The organism is Nocardia sp. NBC_00403 (assembly GCF_036046055.1).
Classification (GTDB): domain Bacteria; phylum Actinomycetota; class Actinomycetes; order Mycobacteriales; family Mycobacteriaceae; genus Nocardia.
In genome coordinates this window covers 8,616,527-8,633,204 of sequence record NZ_CP107939.1, presented here as the reverse complement: position 1 = coordinate 8,633,204, position 16,678 = coordinate 8,616,527, and the positions used below count along the sequence as shown (strand labels likewise).

Annotated in this window: 17 protein-coding genes and 1 tRNA gene; 13 read left to right on the top strand and 5 right to left on the bottom strand. The window is 64.2% G+C overall.

The window, feature by feature from the left end:
- Positions 1-29: 29 nt before the first annotated feature.
- The 6 genes from glp to OHQ90_RS38845 all read left to right on the top strand — a co-directional run bounded on the left by glp (position 30) and on the right by OHQ90_RS38845 (position 6,243).
- A complete protein-coding gene (gene glp, locus OHQ90_RS38870; RefSeq protein WP_328406291.1) occupies positions 30-1,289 on the top strand; it encodes a molybdotransferase-like divisome protein Glp in 1,260 nt (419 codons plus the stop codon).
- A gap of 12 nt (positions 1,290-1,301) precedes the next feature.
- Positions 1,302-1,952, top strand: a complete 651-nt coding sequence (locus OHQ90_RS38865) for a GNAT family N-acetyltransferase (RefSeq protein ID WP_328406289.1) — start codon at positions 1,302-1,304, stop codon at positions 1,950-1,952.
- Positions 1,953-2,239: 287 nt separating this feature from the next.
- A complete protein-coding gene (sepX, locus tag OHQ90_RS38860; protein ID WP_328406287.1) occupies positions 2,240-3,433 on the top strand; it encodes a divisome protein SepX/GlpR in 1,194 nt (397 codons plus the stop codon).
- 86 nt (positions 3,434-3,519) lie between these two features.
- Positions 3,520-3,592, top strand: a tRNA-Ala gene (locus OHQ90_RS38855).
- 892 nt (positions 3,593-4,484) lie between these two features.
- Complete coding sequence (locus tag OHQ90_RS38850; RefSeq protein WP_328406285.1) at positions 4,485-5,609, top strand: hypothetical protein; 1,125 nt, start codon at positions 4,485-4,487, stop codon at positions 5,607-5,609.
- Between the two features lie 46 nt (positions 5,610-5,655).
- The gene (locus tag OHQ90_RS38845; RefSeq protein WP_328406283.1) at positions 5,656-6,243 is read left to right on the top strand and encodes a hypothetical protein; all 588 of its coding nucleotides are present in this window, start codon (positions 5,656-5,658) and stop codon (positions 6,241-6,243) included.
- Between the two features lie 92 nt (positions 6,244-6,335).
- Here OHQ90_RS38845 and OHQ90_RS38840 read toward each other — a convergent pair whose 3' ends face one another.
- Positions 6,336-6,515 (bottom strand): hypothetical protein, encoded by a 180-nt coding sequence (locus OHQ90_RS38840; protein ID WP_328406281.1) that lies wholly within the window; start codon positions 6,513-6,515, stop codon positions 6,336-6,338.
- Positions 6,516-6,624: 109 nt separating this feature from the next.
- On the opposite strand from OHQ90_RS38840, the gene OHQ90_RS38835 reads away from it, so the two are divergent.
- Positions 6,625-7,038 (top strand): hypothetical protein, encoded by a 414-nt coding sequence (locus OHQ90_RS38835; RefSeq protein ID WP_328406279.1) that lies wholly within the window; start codon positions 6,625-6,627, stop codon positions 7,036-7,038.
- Positions 7,039-7,238: 200 nt separating this feature from the next.
- Here the strand turns inward: OHQ90_RS38835 and OHQ90_RS38830 are convergent, their stop codons facing one another.
- Positions 7,239-7,937 carry a hypothetical protein gene (locus OHQ90_RS38830; protein WP_328406277.1) on the bottom strand — a complete coding sequence of 233 codons (699 nt, stop codon included), beginning with the start codon at positions 7,935-7,937 and terminating at the stop codon, positions 7,239-7,241.
- Between the two features lie 11 nt (positions 7,938-7,948).
- Positions 7,949-8,344, bottom strand: a complete 396-nt coding sequence (locus OHQ90_RS39695; RefSeq protein ID WP_442941529.1) for a MarR family winged helix-turn-helix transcriptional regulator — start codon at positions 8,342-8,344, stop codon at positions 7,949-7,951.
- 341 nt (positions 8,345-8,685) lie between these two features.
- Here OHQ90_RS39695 and OHQ90_RS38825 point away from each other — a divergent pair, with 341 nt between their 5' ends.
- The 3 genes from OHQ90_RS38825 (at position 8,686) to OHQ90_RS38815 (ending at position 13,819) form a co-directional block, all read left to right on the top strand.
- Positions 8,686-9,807, top strand: coding sequence for a phage tail tip lysozyme (locus OHQ90_RS38825; protein ID WP_328406275.1), 1,122 nt, complete (start codon positions 8,686-8,688; stop codon positions 9,805-9,807).
- A 410-nt stretch (positions 9,808-10,217) separates the two neighbouring features.
- Entirely contained in the window at positions 10,218-10,784 is a 567-nt protein-coding gene (locus OHQ90_RS38820) for a hypothetical protein (protein WP_328406273.1), read from the top strand.
- Between the two features lie 602 nt (positions 10,785-11,386).
- Positions 11,387-13,819, top strand: a complete 2,433-nt coding sequence (locus OHQ90_RS38815; protein ID WP_328406271.1) for an arylsulfatase — start codon at positions 11,387-11,389, stop codon at positions 13,817-13,819.
- Here OHQ90_RS38815 and OHQ90_RS38810 read toward each other — a convergent pair.
- On the bottom strand, positions 13,705-14,040 hold the full coding sequence (locus tag OHQ90_RS38810; RefSeq protein ID WP_328413426.1) for a hypothetical protein: 336 nt from the start codon (positions 14,038-14,040) through the stop codon (positions 13,705-13,707). The two genes, OHQ90_RS38815 and OHQ90_RS38810, sit on opposite strands and share 115 nt — an antisense overlap.
- Between OHQ90_RS38810 and OHQ90_RS38805 the strand changes: the two genes are divergently transcribed.
- Entirely contained in the window at positions 14,035-14,193 is a 159-nt protein-coding gene (locus OHQ90_RS38805) for a hypothetical protein (RefSeq protein ID WP_328413466.1), read from the top strand. The two genes, OHQ90_RS38810 and OHQ90_RS38805, sit on opposite strands and share 6 nt — an antisense overlap.
- Before the next feature lie 212 nt (positions 14,194-14,405).
- On the opposite strand, the gene OHQ90_RS38800 is transcribed toward OHQ90_RS38805, so the two are convergent.
- Positions 14,406-14,741, bottom strand: a complete 336-nt coding sequence (locus tag OHQ90_RS38800) for a hypothetical protein (protein ID WP_328406269.1) — start codon at positions 14,739-14,741, stop codon at positions 14,406-14,408.
- 247 nt (positions 14,742-14,988) lie between these two features.
- Between OHQ90_RS38800 and OHQ90_RS38795 the strand changes: the two genes are divergently transcribed.
- Together OHQ90_RS38795 and OHQ90_RS38790 are read left to right on the top strand one after the other, a co-directional pair.
- Positions 14,989-15,258 (top strand): hypothetical protein, encoded by a 270-nt coding sequence (locus OHQ90_RS38795; RefSeq protein ID WP_328406267.1) that lies wholly within the window; start codon positions 14,989-14,991, stop codon positions 15,256-15,258.
- A 432-nt stretch (positions 15,259-15,690) separates the two neighbouring features.
- On the top strand, positions 15,691-16,215 hold the full coding sequence (locus OHQ90_RS38790; RefSeq protein ID WP_328406265.1) for a CAP family protein: 525 nt from the start codon (positions 15,691-15,693) through the stop codon (positions 16,213-16,215).
- Positions 16,216-16,678 lie beyond the last annotated feature (463 nt).

Sequence of the window (16,678 nt, the reverse complement as noted above, 5' to 3'; positions counted from 1 at the left end):
TTGGGTGCGAAGAGATCAGGAAGGGCTGGATGCGCTCGGTTGAGGATCAGCAGATCAAGGTGACCGCCGCGGCGGTCGCGCCCCGGCCGGTCCGGGTCGCGATTTCCGAGGCCCAGGGCCTGCTGTGTGCCGAGGACGTCGTCACCGAGCGGCCGTTGCCCGGCTTCGATCAGGCCGCCATCGACGGCTACGCGGTGCGCAGTGTCGATGTGGCCGCCGCCGGTTCGGATATCCGCAATGAAGATGGCGAGTTGGTCGATCTCACCTTGCCGGTAGTCGGCGAGGTGGTCGCCGGTTCCAAGCAGCCGAGCAGGCTGCAACCGCGCCAGACCGTTCGGGTCGATACCGGTGCGCCGCTGCCGACTTTGGCGGATGCCGTTCTGCCGCTGGACTTCACCGATGGTGGCCGGGCCAGGATCAAGGTGTACGAGCCGGTGCGTTCCGGCGACTACGTGCGGCGCATCGGCGACGATGTGCAGCCGGGCGACGTCGCGGTGCGCGCGGGAACCATCATCGGTGCGGCGCAGGTCGGACTGCTCGCGGCCGTCGGCCAGGACAAGGTGCTCGTGCATCCGCGGCCCCGGCTCTCGGTGATCTCCGTCGGCGGCGAGCTGATCGACATCGATCGCACGCCCGGCCCCGGCCAGGTCTACGACGTGAACTCCTACGCATTGGCCGCCGCTGCCCGTGACGCGGGCGCCGATGTCAATCGGGTCGGCATCGTGAGCGCAGATCCGCGGCGACTACGCGATGTGGTCGAAGGTCAGCTTGTTCGTTCCGAGGTCGTGGTGATCGCCGGGGCCATCGGCGGCTGGGCGTCCGAACAGGTCAGGGAAGCGCTCGAAGGTCTCGGTGAGTTGGAGATCGCGCGGGTCGCCATGCACCCCGGTTCGGTCCAGGGCTTCGGGCGGCTCGGCCGTGACGAGGTGCCCACCTTCCTACTGCCCTCGAATCCCGTTGGCGCACTAGTGGTTTTCGAGGTGATGGTGCGTCCCTTGATCCGGATCGCGCTTGGGCGCAGGCATCCGATGCGCCGGATCATCCGGGCCAGGACCATCACCCCGATCTCCTCGATGGCCGGACGCAAAGGCTATCTGCGCGCGCAACTCATGCGCGACGAGACCACGGGCGACTACCTCGTCCAACCGCTCGGCGGCGGCGCGGGCTCCTCCTCGCATCTGCTCGCGACGCTGGCCGAGGCCAACAGCCTGATCGTGATCGATCCGGACGACACCGAGATCCGCACCGGTGACGAGGTCCGAGTCGCTTTTCTCGCACAGCGCGGCTGAGGCGTGGAGTCGATGAACGTGTTCCGGGTCACGCAGCATCCCGGATGGCCCGCGCATCTCGGACCGCTGCGCGTCGCGGCGGGTCAGGTGACGTTGCGGCCGGTGCGACTGCGCGACGCCGCAGCGTGGAGCCGGATCCGGCTGCGCGATCGGGCGCACCTGGAGCCGTGGGAGCCGACCGGTCGGGGCGCGTGGGAGGCGCGCAACCATGCGTCGAACTGGCCGTCGCTGTGGTCGAGCCTGAAGGCGGAAGCCCGTCGGGGCGCGATGATTCCGTTGGTCATCGAGGTGGACGGCACCTTCAGCGGCCAGCTGACCATCGGCAATATCGTGCGCGGCGCACTGCGCTCGGCTTGGATCGGCTACTGGGTGGCCAAGGACCTCGGCGGCCAGGGCGTCGCAACCGCCGCCCTCGCCCTCGGCCTCGACCATTGCTTCGGACCCGCCGGACTGCACCGCGTCGAAGCGACCGTCCGCCCGGAGAACCTGGCGAGCCAGGCCGTGCTGCGCAATGTCGGATTCCGCCAGGAAGGTCTGCTCGAGCGGTATCTGGACGTAGATGGAGCTTGGCGCGATCACCTGCTCGTCGGTATCACCGTCGAGGAGGTGGCCGGAACAGTGGTCGACCGCCTGGTCCGCGACGGCCGCGCAACCTTGCTTTGAGCGTGGTTTTTGCCGATTTGTGTGACAGGTGTGGCAGATGTGCACGGCGCGCCTGACGGATCTCGCCGCGCCACGGAATTAACCTACGGACGTCGGTGGTGCGTCTTGCGTCATCGGCAGGGAGCCTGCGAGGCGTCCGGCGAACTCGCCGAAACGCTTGGCGGCGACCGGACTTCCGTGGAGTCCGAGTGCGTTTTGCGGCGAGCGAACGCACCGCGATGGGGAGCGGAGCAACCGGTCGAAGGCCGAACGGACAACCCAGGCGGGGACGGAGGTGCTGAGGCGATATGCCGAATTCAATTCTGTGGATCGGCCTCGTCATTCTCTGGGTCTTCGTCCTGTTTCCGATACTCGCCGACCGGCACCCGAGAATCCGGCAGACGACCGACGCGGCGCTGGCGACCCGTGTATTGCACCGCGGAGATTCCAAGCGGCGCCCGAAAAGTGGACCGGCCGCAGGGCACGACAGTGATCCCGATTATCGGCCGACCCGCGTGCAGAGAAAGCATCCCCATAGTGATGATGCGGAGGACCGGATGACAACACCGGCCGACGAGCCCGTCACCGATATCGACGACGAACAGTCTCTACGAAGCGAAACACTGGAGCTCGAGGGCGGCACCCCTCGTGAATCCCGATCTGCTGCATCCGATTCCGATATCGCTATCGCCGAGGCCGAGGCCGAGGCCGACATCGATGAGCTCGATGACGAGCTCGACGATCGTGCGAACGAACTCGGCGCTGCGGAGGCCGAATTCGATGATGCCGAGCCGGAATCCGATGGCGTCGACGGTGAATTCCATACCGAATCGGGCAGTATCGACATCGCCGCGGCCGGAATCGCTGCGAACGCCGGTGCGGCGGTCGATGATGACCTCGTGGCCGATGAGCGCACCGATCCGGCGGCCCGGATCCCCCCGGCGCGCTCGGCCGCGCCCGCACAGTACCTCGACACCGACGACGACACCGAATCCGATTCGGCCGACCCGGATTTCGTCCCCACCCGGCGCGGCCGCGGCGGCTTCGATCCAGAGGCCGACGCGATCGCCCGCGCGGCCCGCTACACCTTCCGTCAGCGCGCCGTGCTCGGGCTCCTCCTGAGCGCCGTCATGTTCGGCGGCCTCGGCATCGCGGTGGCATCGCTGTTCTGGTGGGCCTGCGGCTTGTCGGCAGTCGTGCTGGTGACCTACCTGGCGTACCTGCGTAAGCAGGTCCGCATGGAAGAGGAGATCCGCCGCCGCAGGGCCGCGCGCCTCGGCCGCGGCCGCGAGCAGGCCGAGCACGTCCCGCACCACACCGAGAAGCAGGCCAGGCAGCAGGCCATGGACCGCGACACCGCCCGCGCCCTGCGCCGCCGCTCCGCCCGGCTCGAGACCGACGACGAAGACCCCATGTTCGAACACCTGGAAACCTTCGACGCCGCCATCGCCCGCGCCGTCCGCAACCGCACCGGCGACATGCGAAGGGCGTCCGGCGCCTAATCGCATACGTGCAGGTCAACGGGCCGATTCGGAGTCTGAGCCCCGCTACTGATACAGTGTCACAGCGCGGTTCCCCGGAGCCGCACGGGGCTATAGCGCAGTTGGTAGCGCGTCTCGTTCGCATCGAGAAGGTCAGGGGTTCGATTCCCCTTAGCTCCACTGAGAAGGCTCGGTCCGTGCGGACCGAGCCTTCGTCTTTTCAGCGGTTTCCGATCACATCCAGTCACTGCCTCCGCAGCTTGTGCAGTCGCTGACGCCGAGGCATTGCAGGCAGGGTTCCACACTGGAGCCATGGCACGTTGCGCAGTCCTCGTTGCGTGCTCCACCACATGTATGACAGCGCCTCCGATCGTCATACGGGTCGACTCCGGAGCCGAGGCGCTCTCTACACCTCCTGCCCCCGAATCCGCCGCAGCGGGAACATTCTGCTCGTCCGGATCCCCGCACTCCGGGCAATTGCTCTGCCCAGAACCACACAGGCCCAGCAAGCGTCCTCCACGATGGGAAGCATGTCACGACGCAGGAAGTAGCGGCAATGGCTAAGGGTTCAAATCTACTGTGGTGCAATAGATCCCGGATGGTTGCGTTGGGTGGTACCCCAACACCGACACGCCGAACGAGCGACGTTACTTTCCCGTGGCAAGGATTCGCTTCACCGGGACTGCGTTTGGGAGACCGGCCCGTGCGGCTTGTCGCTGGCGCGTTGTGCGCGCTTGTGCCCGGCCTTGTGCCACCCGGGTTGCCGGTCGGGTAAGTGATTGTGGCGATCAGCCGGGGTGCCGTCGGGTTCGACATGACCGACCCGAACACCTCGGCGAAATTCGGATGAAGTCGAATCATGCTAGCTCAGAACGCCTTTCGCTGATTTGGGGCCGAGACCGGCTCGCCCGGCGTGATCGGGCCAGGCTGGTGGCGGGCCCGCCTCGGGGGTAGGGTCGCTGTCAGAATGAAAGTGGGGGCACATGATTCAACCGCGCTGTGGTGTTGGCCGGCGTAGTCCAGTCAGTCGTCGGCCCATCGCCCGAACCGACTGGGATGCTGCGGAGTCGGCATGACCGATTTCATGGTCGATGTGGCCAACCTGGCGGGATTCGAGCTGGACCTGCGGGATCTCGGCACAACTCTCGCGTCGAACACCGCACGCCTGCTGCCTGCCGTGGCGCTCCCCACCGGGGCGGCAGGACTCATCGCCACGCTGGCGCCATCCTTCGAGAAGTTCCGGAACGCGATATCCGCAGCACAACAAACAGATCTGGCGACCGTCGGCACGCTGGGCGAGAACCTCGCCACAGCGGCGACGAAGTACCGAACAACCGACGACACCTCCGCGAATGCTCTGTCGGTGGCCTCGGTGAACGCCTTCGGTGACACCGGTGTCTCAGGTCGTTCTGGCGACGGTGTCAAACGATTCAGTGGACTACAGCTGCCGACTCTCTCAGACGTACAGGAGGAGCAATACACGGTCCGTCAGGTGGTGACGACCGCAATCGAACACATTTCCGGGTACGACGAGGCGTTGAGCGCGGCGATCGGGATGAAGCCGGCCGCGGACTACCTCACCCCGCTGGTAGCGGACTGGGAGGCGTTGCAAGCCGTCGGCAAGCGGATCGGCCTGCTCGGCATCAACGATTACGTGGCCTCGGAGAACGTCGGCGCCGGCACCAGATGGTTGCAGAGCAGCTGGTCCGGGGATGCATCGCAGGCATTCGGGACGAGCGCGTCCACGCTCGGGCAATCGGTGGCGGAGCGGGGCACCGACCTGGATGTGGTGGCGAAGATCGTCGAGAACGCTGGCGCATGTCTCGAGCGGCTGGTTTACAACCAGGCGATGGGACTGGCCGGCGGGCTCGCCCAGTCGATGAGCTTTCTCGGGTTCAGGCTTCCGCTAGGGGACTGGGCTCAGCTGGTCGAACAGCCCATCCGGGCGTCCATGAAATCGGAGATCGCAGCTGCGGTCGATGCGCTGAGGAAATCGGCGGATGCCAGGAAAGACGCAATAACGACGATCGTCGAACGAATTTCCCAGGCGATGGACTACGTGCCGGGTCGGGAGATCCCGTCGTTCGACGCTAGTGAATTCGAGGTTCCGGAAAAGGCGGTTGTGGATATGGGCGTCGTACGGTACGGATTCGGTGACAACGTATGGTGGGAGAACAGCATTGCATCCGCCAGCTGACCCGGAAAAGCTCAATGTGGCAGCCTACGGGTCCAATTCTGGCATCTTGGACAAGACCGAGGCCAGGACGTACAAGATGGTCGATGCCGCCATCGCGATGGAGTATTTCGACAGCTCGGGATACGATTTTTCACGAGATCTGTTCGCCTTCTATCTGTCGAATCCCGGCCCGACGTCCGAGTATCCGATGAAGAACGAGTACTTCCTGAAGGTGGTCGCTACCGAGAACGTGAAGACCGCGATTTCGATCTGCCTGGACTCGATCATCGAGCAGGCGCGGCGGGACCCGCAGGTGGGAACGATGCGGGAGCTGACCTCCAATTGGCATCCAGGTGGGCCCACCAATGATCCGGACGTCGCATTCTCTATCGGACACTTCTCGGTTGCGGTCGGCAGCGATACCATCGTCCGTGAGTCCGCCGACGGCCTCCGCGCCGAAATAAGTTACAAAGCCTATGTCTGGGACTACTACAATTTCGACACCCACACCTGGATACCGTTCGGGAATTTGAAGGCGAATATCGCCAACAACATCGGTAACCACATGCGGCAGCTCGAAGAGGCCGGATGGGCTCGGAGTTTCGTCACCAGGGGACAGTCGTCATCGGTCGAGACCCGGGCTCAGGCGCTGTGACGCCAGGGAACCGCCGGCTGCTCCGGGTGATACTCCTCGGGGTTGTGCTGGCCGCTGCCTGCGGCTGCTCGACCAAGGCCGCCGACCTGCGGTCAATCGCCTCGTGTGGGGAATTCACGTTTCCGCCCGGCTCCGAACTGGTGGAGTACGACGATCAGGTACTCTTCGGAGACCAGGTATCGGTGGCAGTCGTAGATATTCCAGACGACGATATTGCCGAGTTCAAGCGCGAATCCGGACTGGATCGGTTCGAATCCGGAGTTCCGGATCATTGGAAATTGTACTGGAGTGACAGTGCCGACTACGACATGATCGAATCCGGCACCGGAAACGAGCATTCGCAGGAAGCGTACCGGATCCCGACCAGATGGGTTGTTTTTCATGACCTCGGAGGCGACTCCAGCCGAGTCTTCATCAGAGCGGCGTGCTGACCTTGCAGGCGATGCCGAGCCGCCGCGGACGACACCGGTGAAAGGCGGTCGGTCGCTTGCGGCGGGATTGATCGGCGCCGTTCAGATTATCGGCGGGTTTGTCGTCGGATGGCTGACGGGTTTGTATGGCTTTCCGAGGATCGTCCGTATGTTGCAACGAGCACTCGGGATTACCGGACCCGATGGGCTCGTTCGAACAGCGGGCTATTGGACGATCTGGATCGTCGTGTTCGCGGCGCTGTCGGGAGTTTGTCTCGCAGCGGCTACCAACAGACGTACGCGCCGGTTCGGAATCGCCGTAACGGCATCGTTCGCGCCGGTCGCACTGATGGTCGCAACAGTCTTCATCGCATTCGATTCCTGATACTGCGGCGGTCAGCGTGGCTGGTTTCAGGTGTTTTATGGGGGCAAAGTCCCGACCCGCTGACCGAGGTCCGCAGTCGCCAGTCGGATCGTGCTGGTGAGCAGGCTGGTCTGGCGGATTTCATGGGAAATCTTGGATGTCACCGCACCCACTGCTGGTCTCGAGCATCGTGTGGGCTCGGCGGCGTGCTCCCGCGCGGATTACAGGCCGTCGGCGCGAGCTATTTGGAAACAATCGGCGATGCAGGCTATCTCGCCGCGTAGGTGGGCGAGGATCTGTATTACCGAGGCGCCGGAATTGGCGTACTCCCAGGCGTTTGTCAACGCGAGGGCGGCACCGGTGGATCTGTCCTGGGTGCCCGGCCAGGTCTTGAAAGTTCCGTCGATTGTTTCGACGACCGAACGATAGCGGTCGAGTGTGTCGTGGGGGGCCACGGATTGCATCAGGCCCGCGAGCGCGGTGAGGTAACCGTCGTAGAACTCTGACGAGCAGGTGGGGTCGTAGCGGCTCTGCATCATGGTGTTGTCGTAGATGGCGTAGCCCTGAATGCCCTGGATTTCTTCGTCGGTGCACCAATGGTCCACCCGCACGCCGAAGACCGGGTCCGGGGCGCTCATCCCGGGGCTGTGTTCCGCCGGTGTGATGGGTGGTGGCCCCTCGTAGCGGCCGCGTCGGTCTTGGACGGTCCAGTCGGTGCCGGACTGGCGACGCACTTCACGTTGGATGTCGAGCTCGATGCCCGGGGCGCTCGCGTCGGCCACCCCCAGATAGCCGGCGGCCATATTGGTGATGTCCTGTTCGGACATGGACGAGTTCAGTGCCGACTCACGTGCCCGCTGCACCGCTTCTCGAATGTCCTCTTGGACTCGGGGATCTTGCGGGTCTGGATACGCCGACATGCCGACCCTCCTCACTTGGACGGGACAAGCAAACTGAAACCAGAATATCTCCGATCGATCGCCCCTCGAAGTTGCCGCTCTCGACCGAGTCCAGACGCTGCCGAGTGCCACATCCTGCGGTCGTTTCCGTCTGGTCGGTGCCGGTCAGGTCGAGGTTGCGCGCTTCGGTAGGCGTACAGCTCGTGCCGTTGTCGGGGGTCGAAGGTCTCGAGCGGGGGGACTTTGCCGAACGCGGACTGGTTCGAGTTTGCCGAGTATGCGGTGGCCGTTGCGGTGAGGGTCACTATCCGGGCGCGCCGGTCGGTGGGGTGGGGTTCCTTGCGGACCAGGCCCTGTGACTCGAGCCGATCGACCGTGGCGGCCGTGTTGGAGACATCGGCGCCCAAGCGGGCCGACAGGTCTTTCACCGTGATTGGTTCGGCCAGTTGGCGCTGCGCCTTGGCTTGCAGCGGAGTCGCGCCCAATTGTGCTGTGGCGGCAGCGAAATGCGCCCGTATCAAGCCCACTGTCTGTTGGAGGACGTCGACCAGCTCAGACGTGCTCGGTGTGGCGTCGGTGGTGGCACGCCCGCGGCCCACGCCTCACGCGGTCGGCGTAGGCGCCAACCTGAGTTTCGCACGCCGCTTTCCCAACATGGGGGATGATTGATACTTGAAGAGGGCAGTTGAGGAAGGGGGCCACACGGTGGCCTGACAGTCCTGTAGTGAGCAGAGGATGCGATGGCGGTACCCGAGAAGCGGAGCCCCCGATGACCGGCGAGCGTTACGATGTCATGCCCCTGAAGCATCCCGATGGGTCGTCGGAAGCGCTGCGGTTCTTCATCGATTGGGGCGGGAGGGCGATCGAGGCCTCACTGGAGGTGCTCGGTTCGGGGAACACCACGGTTCCCGATTTCTCGAAGCGATTGGAAGGCGACGGTAAGGTCGTCGACCTCGACGAGGATAACGGCAGCGTGATGGTCAAGAATCTTGGTGAGTTGGGGAAGACGGTCACCGCCGCCAAAGACGCGATACATGTCAGCGATAAAGGCGTAGACACCTCTGCCTTTGCGACATCCGGAATCGCAGGGAGCGCGTTCGCCGACATCCAGGATTATGTCGAGGCACTCAAGAAAGCGTTGAACGATGCACCTGCTCCGGTTCAGGATCCCCCGACAAAGGACAATCCGAACCCTCCGAAGTATCTGACGGCGAAGGCCGAGGTAGACCTCATGTCGGCCGTGGGCGGGGCTGTCCACAAGACCCATGACAAGGTCGAGGATGCCCAGGAGAAGATCAAGCAACATGCTGCCGGTATCGGCGGCTCCGCTCCCTCCGATAGTGGGAGGGGCATTCCGGCATCTGGTGGCTGGGGCGGCTCTGGTGGCTATGGTGGCTCCGGCACAGCTAGTCCGGCCTCGTACAACGGTTCCGGGACCCCCAAGCCGATAGACGCCGGCCAGCAGGCGACCGCAGAGGAAATCTATCAATACCTCAGGGGTAAGCCATACTTCCTGACGCACAATGAAGCGGTTGCCATTCTTGGTAATATGCTGACCGAATCCAGCTTCAACACCGGCGCTGTAAATAAGGGTGAAGGTGCCATAGGCCTGATCCAGTGGGAAGGGGGCAGAGACGACGGGCTGCACGCTTTCGCGGGCGATCAATGGCTCGACTGGCATAAGCAAGTTGATTACATGATGCATGAATCTGTAACCTCCGAAAAAGATAGCTGGGCGATATTCAGAAGTAACGCCGCAATATCGCCTGAGAAAGGCGCTGAGGCTTTCGCTCATTACTACGAAAGATGCGCCAAGGAGAGTTGGGATGAGCGTGCGGCCAACGCGGGCGTCTTTAAGAACTCAATTCCGAACGTCTCTATTGCGGTGTAGTTCGGTACCAGCCGTCTTGGCCATGTAATTCTCTACCTTCAGCTCCGGCCAGTCGGCTTCCGGCCACTGGCCCGGTGCAGTGGCGTCCACATCCTCCTTTCGCAGTCAGTTTCGATTCCCGCCGAGAGCGCGCCGATCGGCTTCGGCGATGGGGGGACGGGTTCAGCTCCGGAATGCCGGCGCACCGGCCGCAGCGAACGGTTCGCCGGTCTCGATTCGCGGCGGTTCGGTGATACGGCAGGCATCGATTCTGTGACGGCCGTCGTCGTGGCATGCCGCTCGCGGCGAGCGGGTGGAAGTGGCATAGCTCTCATGATTCGAATCATGTGCAGATCAGCCTCGCGAGGCTATTTCGTCAGCTCGTACCGACGCGATAACTTATTCGGGTGATGAGGAATTCGATACCCACGGTGGCAGGAGCATGGCGGGCCGGCGATGGTGCTGCCGTGCCATTGCGCGAGGCGACGATGGCGTGGATGCTGGCCGCGCACGCGGAATTGTCCGAGATCGCCACCGGGTATGGGCATTTCATCACTGTCGCCGAGTTGGCCGAGCGCGTGCAGGAGGCGTCCGGTGTGTACACCGAGGCGCCGACGCGCACCTGGATGGATGCCATCCTGCGCAAGATCGCCCGGCGCTGCCACAAGGCGGGCGAGCCGCCGCTCACCGCGCTGTGTGTACGGCAGAACCAAACCGTCGGCGAAACCTATAAGTACGTACTGGAACTCGCCGGACTGCCGATTCCGGACGATCTCGAGCTGCATGCCGCCTACGCTCGTTGGCAGTGCTACCTGCACCACGGGGCCGAGATGCCGGCCGGTGAAGGCGTCCCGCCGCTCACTCCCAAGGTGGCGAGCCACCGTTCGGCGCGCGCTGCGGGACAAGCCGAGGTCAAGCCGCAGCCGACCCGCGCCGCGGTGTGCGCCCAGTGCTTCATCGAGCTCCCCGCCAGCGGCACCTGCCAATACTGCGTGTGACCGACTGTTCGCGGTGCCACGGTGTACTGCGAGCTGGATCGCCGGCAGGCCGGGATCCGGACCGAGGACGATGCATTCCTCGCCCTCACCCACGAGTCGGGCGTTCGGGCCCACCTGTGGAGGTAGCCGACGATCGCTCTGGAGGCTTCGGCCTTTCGCGGGCGGTCCTCCCGGCCGTGCGCAGGCCGCGTTCCCGGCTCGTGCAGGACAAGGGCGTCCCCTTGCTCACTGGCCGTTAAGCTACTGGTCGGCTACTATTTTCAGTGCGCCATTGCAGTACTGAGTGGGTCGAAAAGAACATAATTGGATGCATGGGTGGCGTTGGTCCTCCCAGGTTGTTTTGCTGAGTGGCCTTGTCTCCCTTTGACATGTGCGGAGCCATCAACGGTGACGGCTCACGGAGCGACCTCACCCGTCGTTAACAGGTGCGCTGTCCAGATTTTCCGTCGGAGCGTCGATGTTTCCTCAACGCCGTTTCCGCAAGGTCGCCGCACGTGCCCCAGAGCAGGAAGCCGGCAAGTCACAGCGCTGAGATTCCTCGTCGAGGATGCGGGACTGCGCGTATTGCTCCGGAGAAGGCTGGCGGCGACCAGTCTCACGGCGTGACCGCGGGCAACATCGGCAAGAACCTACGCGCCGATCGGCCGGATGTATGCCGGTCGGCGGGACGGAGGATCGAGGAGATGTCACCGAAGGAATACCGGCCGGGAACTGCTTTTCCTGGAGTCATCGGTCGGACGGCCGATGTGTCGAGTCCCGCTTGGCCGCAACCGGTGCGGCCTGCACTGGGTGCGCCGAACGTGCTGTTCATTGTGCTCGATGACACCGGGTTCGGACAGCTCGGTTGTTACGGCAGTCCGATAGCCACGCCGCATTTGGACGCCCTGGCCAAGGGCGGATTGCTGTACAACAACATGCATACGACAGCGCTGTGTTCGCCATCGCGTTCGTGCATCATGACGGGACGCAATCACCATGCCAACGCGATGGCGAGCATTACAGAAGTAGCCACGGGATATCCGGGCTATAACGGCAACATTCCATTCGAGAACGGGTTCCTCTCGGAGATGCTGCTGCAGCACGGATACAACACCTACATGGTCGGCAAATGGCACCTGGTGCCGTCGGACCAGGAATCGGCAGCAGGCCCGTACGAGCGGTGGCCGCTCGGCCGTGGTTTCGAGCGGTTCTACGGCTTCCTCGGCGGTGACACCAGCCAGTGGTACCCGGATCTGATCCACGACAACCACCAGGTCGAACCGCCCGCCACCCCGGACGAGGGCTACCACCTGACCGCGGATCTGGTCGACAAGGCGATCTCCTTCATCTCCAGCGCTAAGCAGGTTGCTCCGGACAAGCCGTTCTTCTTGAACCTCTGCACCGGGGCGACGCATGCTCCACACCATGTGCCCAAGGAGTGGGCGGACCGTTACCAGGGCCGGTTCGACGACGGCTGGGAGGCCTACCGCGAATTCACCTTCGACCGGCAGAAGCAACGGGGCATCATGCCACCGAACGCGCAGCTCTCCCGCCACGACCCGGATGTGCCGGAGTGGAACTCGATGCAGCCTGATGTGCGCCGCCTGGCCGCGCGGATGATGGAGGTCTTTGCCGGATTCCTGTCCCACACCGACCATCACATCGGGCGGCTGCTGGACTTCCTGAAGGAGATCGGCGAGTTCGACAACACGCTGATCATGGTCGTCTCCGACAACGGCGCCAGCGCCGAGGGCGGAGTCACCGGGACCACCAATGAGCTGCAGTTCTTCAACAACGCCCCCGAACCGATCGAGGACAGCCTCCGAGCGATCGACGAACTCGGCAGCCCTACCACGTTCAACCACTACCCGTGGGGCTGGACCTGGGCGGGCGACACGCCCTTCCGTCGTTGGAAGCGTGAGACCTACCGCGGTGGTGTCAGTGACCCGTTCCTGGTCCACTGGCCGCGGGGCATCATGGCACGGGGTGGGGTACGCACTCAGTACGCGCACCTGGTCGACATGGTCCCCACCGTCCTCGACGTGCTCGGAATCGAACCCCCGGCCACTATCAAAGGCGTGCCCCAGTCACCCCTCCACGGTGTCAGCTTCGCGCACACCTTCGACAACCCGGCCGCGCCGACCCGGCACCACACCCAGTACTTCGAGATGATGGGCCACCGCGCGATCGACCACTGCGGATGGCGTGCCGTGTGCCCCTGGCCGGGCCCCTCTTTCACCGAAGCGGGCAAACTCTTCGGCACCCCCATCACCGCCGCGGATCTGGGCAAGTTGGACGCCCACCACTGGGAGCTCTACCACATCGAGGAGGACTTCGCCGAGACCCGTGACATCGCGGCAGAGCACCCGGACAAACTCCTCGAGATGATCTCACTGTGGTACGTCGAGGCGGGAAAGTATCAGGTATTGCCCATCGACAGCAGCGGTATGCAACGGCTGACGGTGGAGAAGCCCCAGATCACACCGGCGCAGCTCAGCTACACCCTCCGCCCCGGCACCGAGGCATTGCCCGCGGCCGTGGCGCCCCGGGTGATCAACCGTCCGCACAGCATCACTGCCGATGCCGAGATCCCGCCCGGCGGCGCCGAAGGCGTCCTACTGTGCCAGGGCACCAACGTCGGCGGCTGGTCCTTCTATCTCAAGGATGGCCGACTGCACTACGCCCACAACTACGTCCGGCGCGCCATCTACCGTGTCTACTCCACCGAGCCGGTCCCCGAAGGCCGCCACGAGCTGCGCTTCGAATTCGAACCCACCGGCGAGCCCGATCTTGCTCACGGCAAAGGCACACCGGGCCGCGCCCAGCTCTACATCGACCACCGCTTGGTTGGCGAGGCCGAAATCCCCGTCACCACGCCGGTCGCCTTCAACCCCGGCGGGATGACCTGCGGCGCCAACTCGGGCTCGGCGGTGGCACCCGACTACGAACCGCCTGCCCGGTTCACCGGCACGCTGCACACCGTTACTGTCGACCTCTCCGGGGAGCTGATCACCGACATCCAAAGCGAGATGCGCATGCACATGGCCCGGCAATAAGGGCGTCGGCACCGCCGCCGAGCAGTCGGCACAGGTCCCATCCGCAGCGGGTTCGGCATCGCGAGCCGAGCCCGGCAGGTGCTGGGGGTCCGGTAGTAACGGCGCAAAACAATCGCCTGGTCGCGGGGTCCGGAGAGAACCCTCGTGACACGCTCGGCATCCTTTCCCGACTTCTTGTCGGTGAAGATCCGCTGACACCCCGCGGTGGTGAGCGCGTGGATCTGACGATTCAGGTTCTGGTCCTTGGTGGAGACGCGGCCGTCGCTGATCAGCGCGCCTGCTCCGCCGATCGGGTCGAGCCTGTCGCCGTCGAGGGTGAGCGGTGCGGGGATGTCGAGATCGCGGGTCGCGGTGGCCACGCCATGGGACTGTAGGAGAAAGGGCCGACAAGAATTGTTGGATATCAACACTTTTCGACACGTTTTATCGATACATGGCCGAAGTGGGTGACCAGGGACTGCGGTTCGCAGCGATCAGTAGCGGTGCGGTGTCGGAGAACCGAACGATCTACGACAACCACTACACCGGCATGATCCTTACCGGCATCGTTGCTAGATCGGACCGTGGGCAGGCGGTTGGATGTGTCTCATAGTTGCCTGAAGGCGACCGGAATGCCCGGCCACGTGTCGGAACCCTCATGACCGCCCGGAATTCCGTAGGTCACGTCATCGGGATCCATATTCGTCCGATCGTTCCGCCACGAGACCAACAGCCGCTGCATCGCCGGGCACAGGTTGTGCCAATGGATGGTTGTTGTGGTCGTCGACGTGCCGTCCTCGGTCCACCACCACTGGATACAGCCCGCCACACCTTCATGTCTGTTCACTGCTGCTTCCGGCTCGCCGTGCGCGGCGCCGGTGAACGCCACCACGGAGACAGCCGCGGCTGCAAGAACGGCCGCCAGCTTGTTTGTCGAGGTCATGTTCTGAGTTCCTGTCTGCTGCGAAATCTCGTGGTGAACTCAGTTCTAACGCATTCCCTTGCCTGGAGAACCGATGTGCACTGCGAAGCCGGACACACCGATATCGCAACTGCGCCACGATGTGCTGGTACGCCTGGACACACTTGCTGACCGACTCGGGTTACTGGCGCGAGCAACTGGCCGACCCTTGGTGGCTGCGCGGGTGCGCGTGGAAATCGCCCCCGGCCGCGCATTAGGGTCAGACCGCATGGCAATCCTCTCCCGCCTCATCAGAAGCCTGGCGATCGTACTCGGTGTGGCCGTTGCGATTCCGATGCTCGCGACCCTGGCCTTCGCGGCCATCGGCCACCCCGAATGCGCGACCATCCCGGAAGATGTGGGCCCCTGCGGGTACTGGGCCCGCGTGGCGGAATACGGGCCGTTCATCATGCTGTGGGGAACGGTCGTCACCGCAGGCTTCGGGGCAACGGTGTGGCTGGTGGTCGTCGCTGTACTCGGTCTCGACCGCGGCCGCTGACGCCTCCACCGGCCCGGTCGACAGCCACCGCAACCGTGACACCCATAGCGATGGCCACCGCAAGCCCGAGCCGCACCGCCGACCCCGCCCGCGTGTCGCCCCGAACCACAACCTCCACGCTGCTGATCAACCCTCGCCAGCAGCCAAGCACCAATCACATTGCCCCGCAACATGAACCGTACGATGCGGCCGCTTGTCCAGCAGCTACACGAACTTCGTTGTTTTCTGCGCCGTTACTACAGGGACCCCCTTCACCAGGGCGGTGATACCTCGACGGTCCCGCCGGCAGCACGGTAGGTTGATCGCCGAACATCTCAGCGCCCTTGCCGGATTCACCGGTGGGGCCTGTAGCTTTCGTCGTCGGCTTCCTGCTCGTCCCGCCTACTCATCCGGGAGATCGATATGCGTCATGGACGGTTTTTGTCGGCTTGTGTGGCTGTGCTGATGGCTGCCGCCCTCGGCGGGGCGGGTGAGGCCACCGCCGGAGTGGACTCCACGTGTGGCGGGGCGTCGTTCGCCCAGGACATGCTCGACGCCCACAACCAGTACCGGGCAAAACACGGCTCGCCGAAAATGGTGCTCGATCCGGCGGTGTCAGCTTCGGCCCAGAAGTGGGCCGATCATCTGGCCGACACCCAGATTTTCGAGCACTCGAAGGGCTCGGGCAACGGCGAGAACCTCGCTGCTATATGGGGCGACCGGCACACCGGCTTCTCGGCGACGAAAGCGTGGTACGACGAGATCAAGGACTACAACTTCGACACACCGACGGGGTTCTCCAGCCAGACAGGGCATTTCACACAGGTGGTCTGGAAGGCCAGCACGAAGCTCGGGGTCGGGGTCGCCTGCAACACCGGCGGTGAAGGTGGGCAATACGTCGTCGCCCAGTACAACCCGGCCGGCAACATGATGGGCAACAACAATCAGTACTTCCGGGAGAACGTGCAGCGCGGGTAGCCGTCCGGCCCAGGCGGGGGCGCTCAGCTTTCGTCCCCACTCCGGTCACGGAGTCTTCGTCTACGTCCCGATGCCCTCAATCATCTCGCAGGCACGAGGCCAAGCGGTCACTGAGCGTTATTTTCCGCGCCCTGGTCCAAGTCCGGATCAGGATTTGGTGCCGCCTGCCCATCCACGGCTGTGATCTATGCCGACCTCACCGATGGCCGGATCCCGTCGGGCTGGCTTGCCGGGCTTTGGCTGGGATCGGGGCTCCCACGGGTTCTGCTCATCCCTGTCATCACCGGGATCCTGTTCGGCGCCTGGACAGTTGAAGCTCACTGCTGTGGTCGCGGGTCTGGCGGGGTCGTAGCATCCGGCCGGTGCTGGCGCTGGCCTTGATCCCGGCGGGGCTCGCCTTCCCTGGTGCGCGGCATTCGACAGCGATCGCAAGCCACCCGAAAGCCCGAGCCATTGTCCGTGC

Bases quoted from the DNA above. Each gene is read 5' to 3' on its own strand.
- OHQ90_RS38840 (WP_328406281.1), bottom strand. From the start codon at position 6,515: ATGATCCGGAACTCCGGATTCGAACCGATCCAGTCCGGATTCGCGCTT.
- sepX (WP_328406287.1), top strand. From the start codon at position 2,240: ATGCCGAATTCAATTCTGTGGATCGGCCTCGTCATTCTCTGGGTCTTC.
- OHQ90_RS38850 (WP_328406285.1), top strand. From the start codon at position 4,485: ATGACCGATTTCATGGTCGATGTGGCCAACCTGGCGGGATTCGAGCTG.
- OHQ90_RS38865 (WP_328406289.1), top strand. From the start codon at position 1,302: ATGAACGTGTTCCGGGTCACGCAGCATCCCGGATGGCCCGCGCATCTC.
- glp (WP_328406291.1), top strand. From the start codon at position 30: ATGCGCTCGGTTGAGGATCAGCAGATCAAGGTGACCGCCGCGGCGGTC.
- OHQ90_RS38835 (WP_328406279.1), top strand. From the start codon at position 6,625: ATGACCTCGGAGGCGACTCCAGCCGAGTCTTCATCAGAGCGGCGTGCT.
- OHQ90_RS38795 (WP_328406267.1), top strand. From the start codon at position 14,989: ATGGCAATCCTCTCCCGCCTCATCAGAAGCCTGGCGATCGTACTCGGT.
- OHQ90_RS38830 (WP_328406277.1), bottom strand. From the start codon at position 7,937: ATGTCGGCGTATCCAGACCCGCAAGATCCCCGAGTCCAAGAGGACATT.
- OHQ90_RS38800 (WP_328406269.1), bottom strand. From the start codon at position 14,741: ATGACCTCGACAAACAAGCTGGCGGCCGTTCTTGCAGCCGCGGCTGTC.
- OHQ90_RS38825 (WP_328406275.1), top strand. From the start codon at position 8,686: ATGACCGGCGAGCGTTACGATGTCATGCCCCTGAAGCATCCCGATGGG.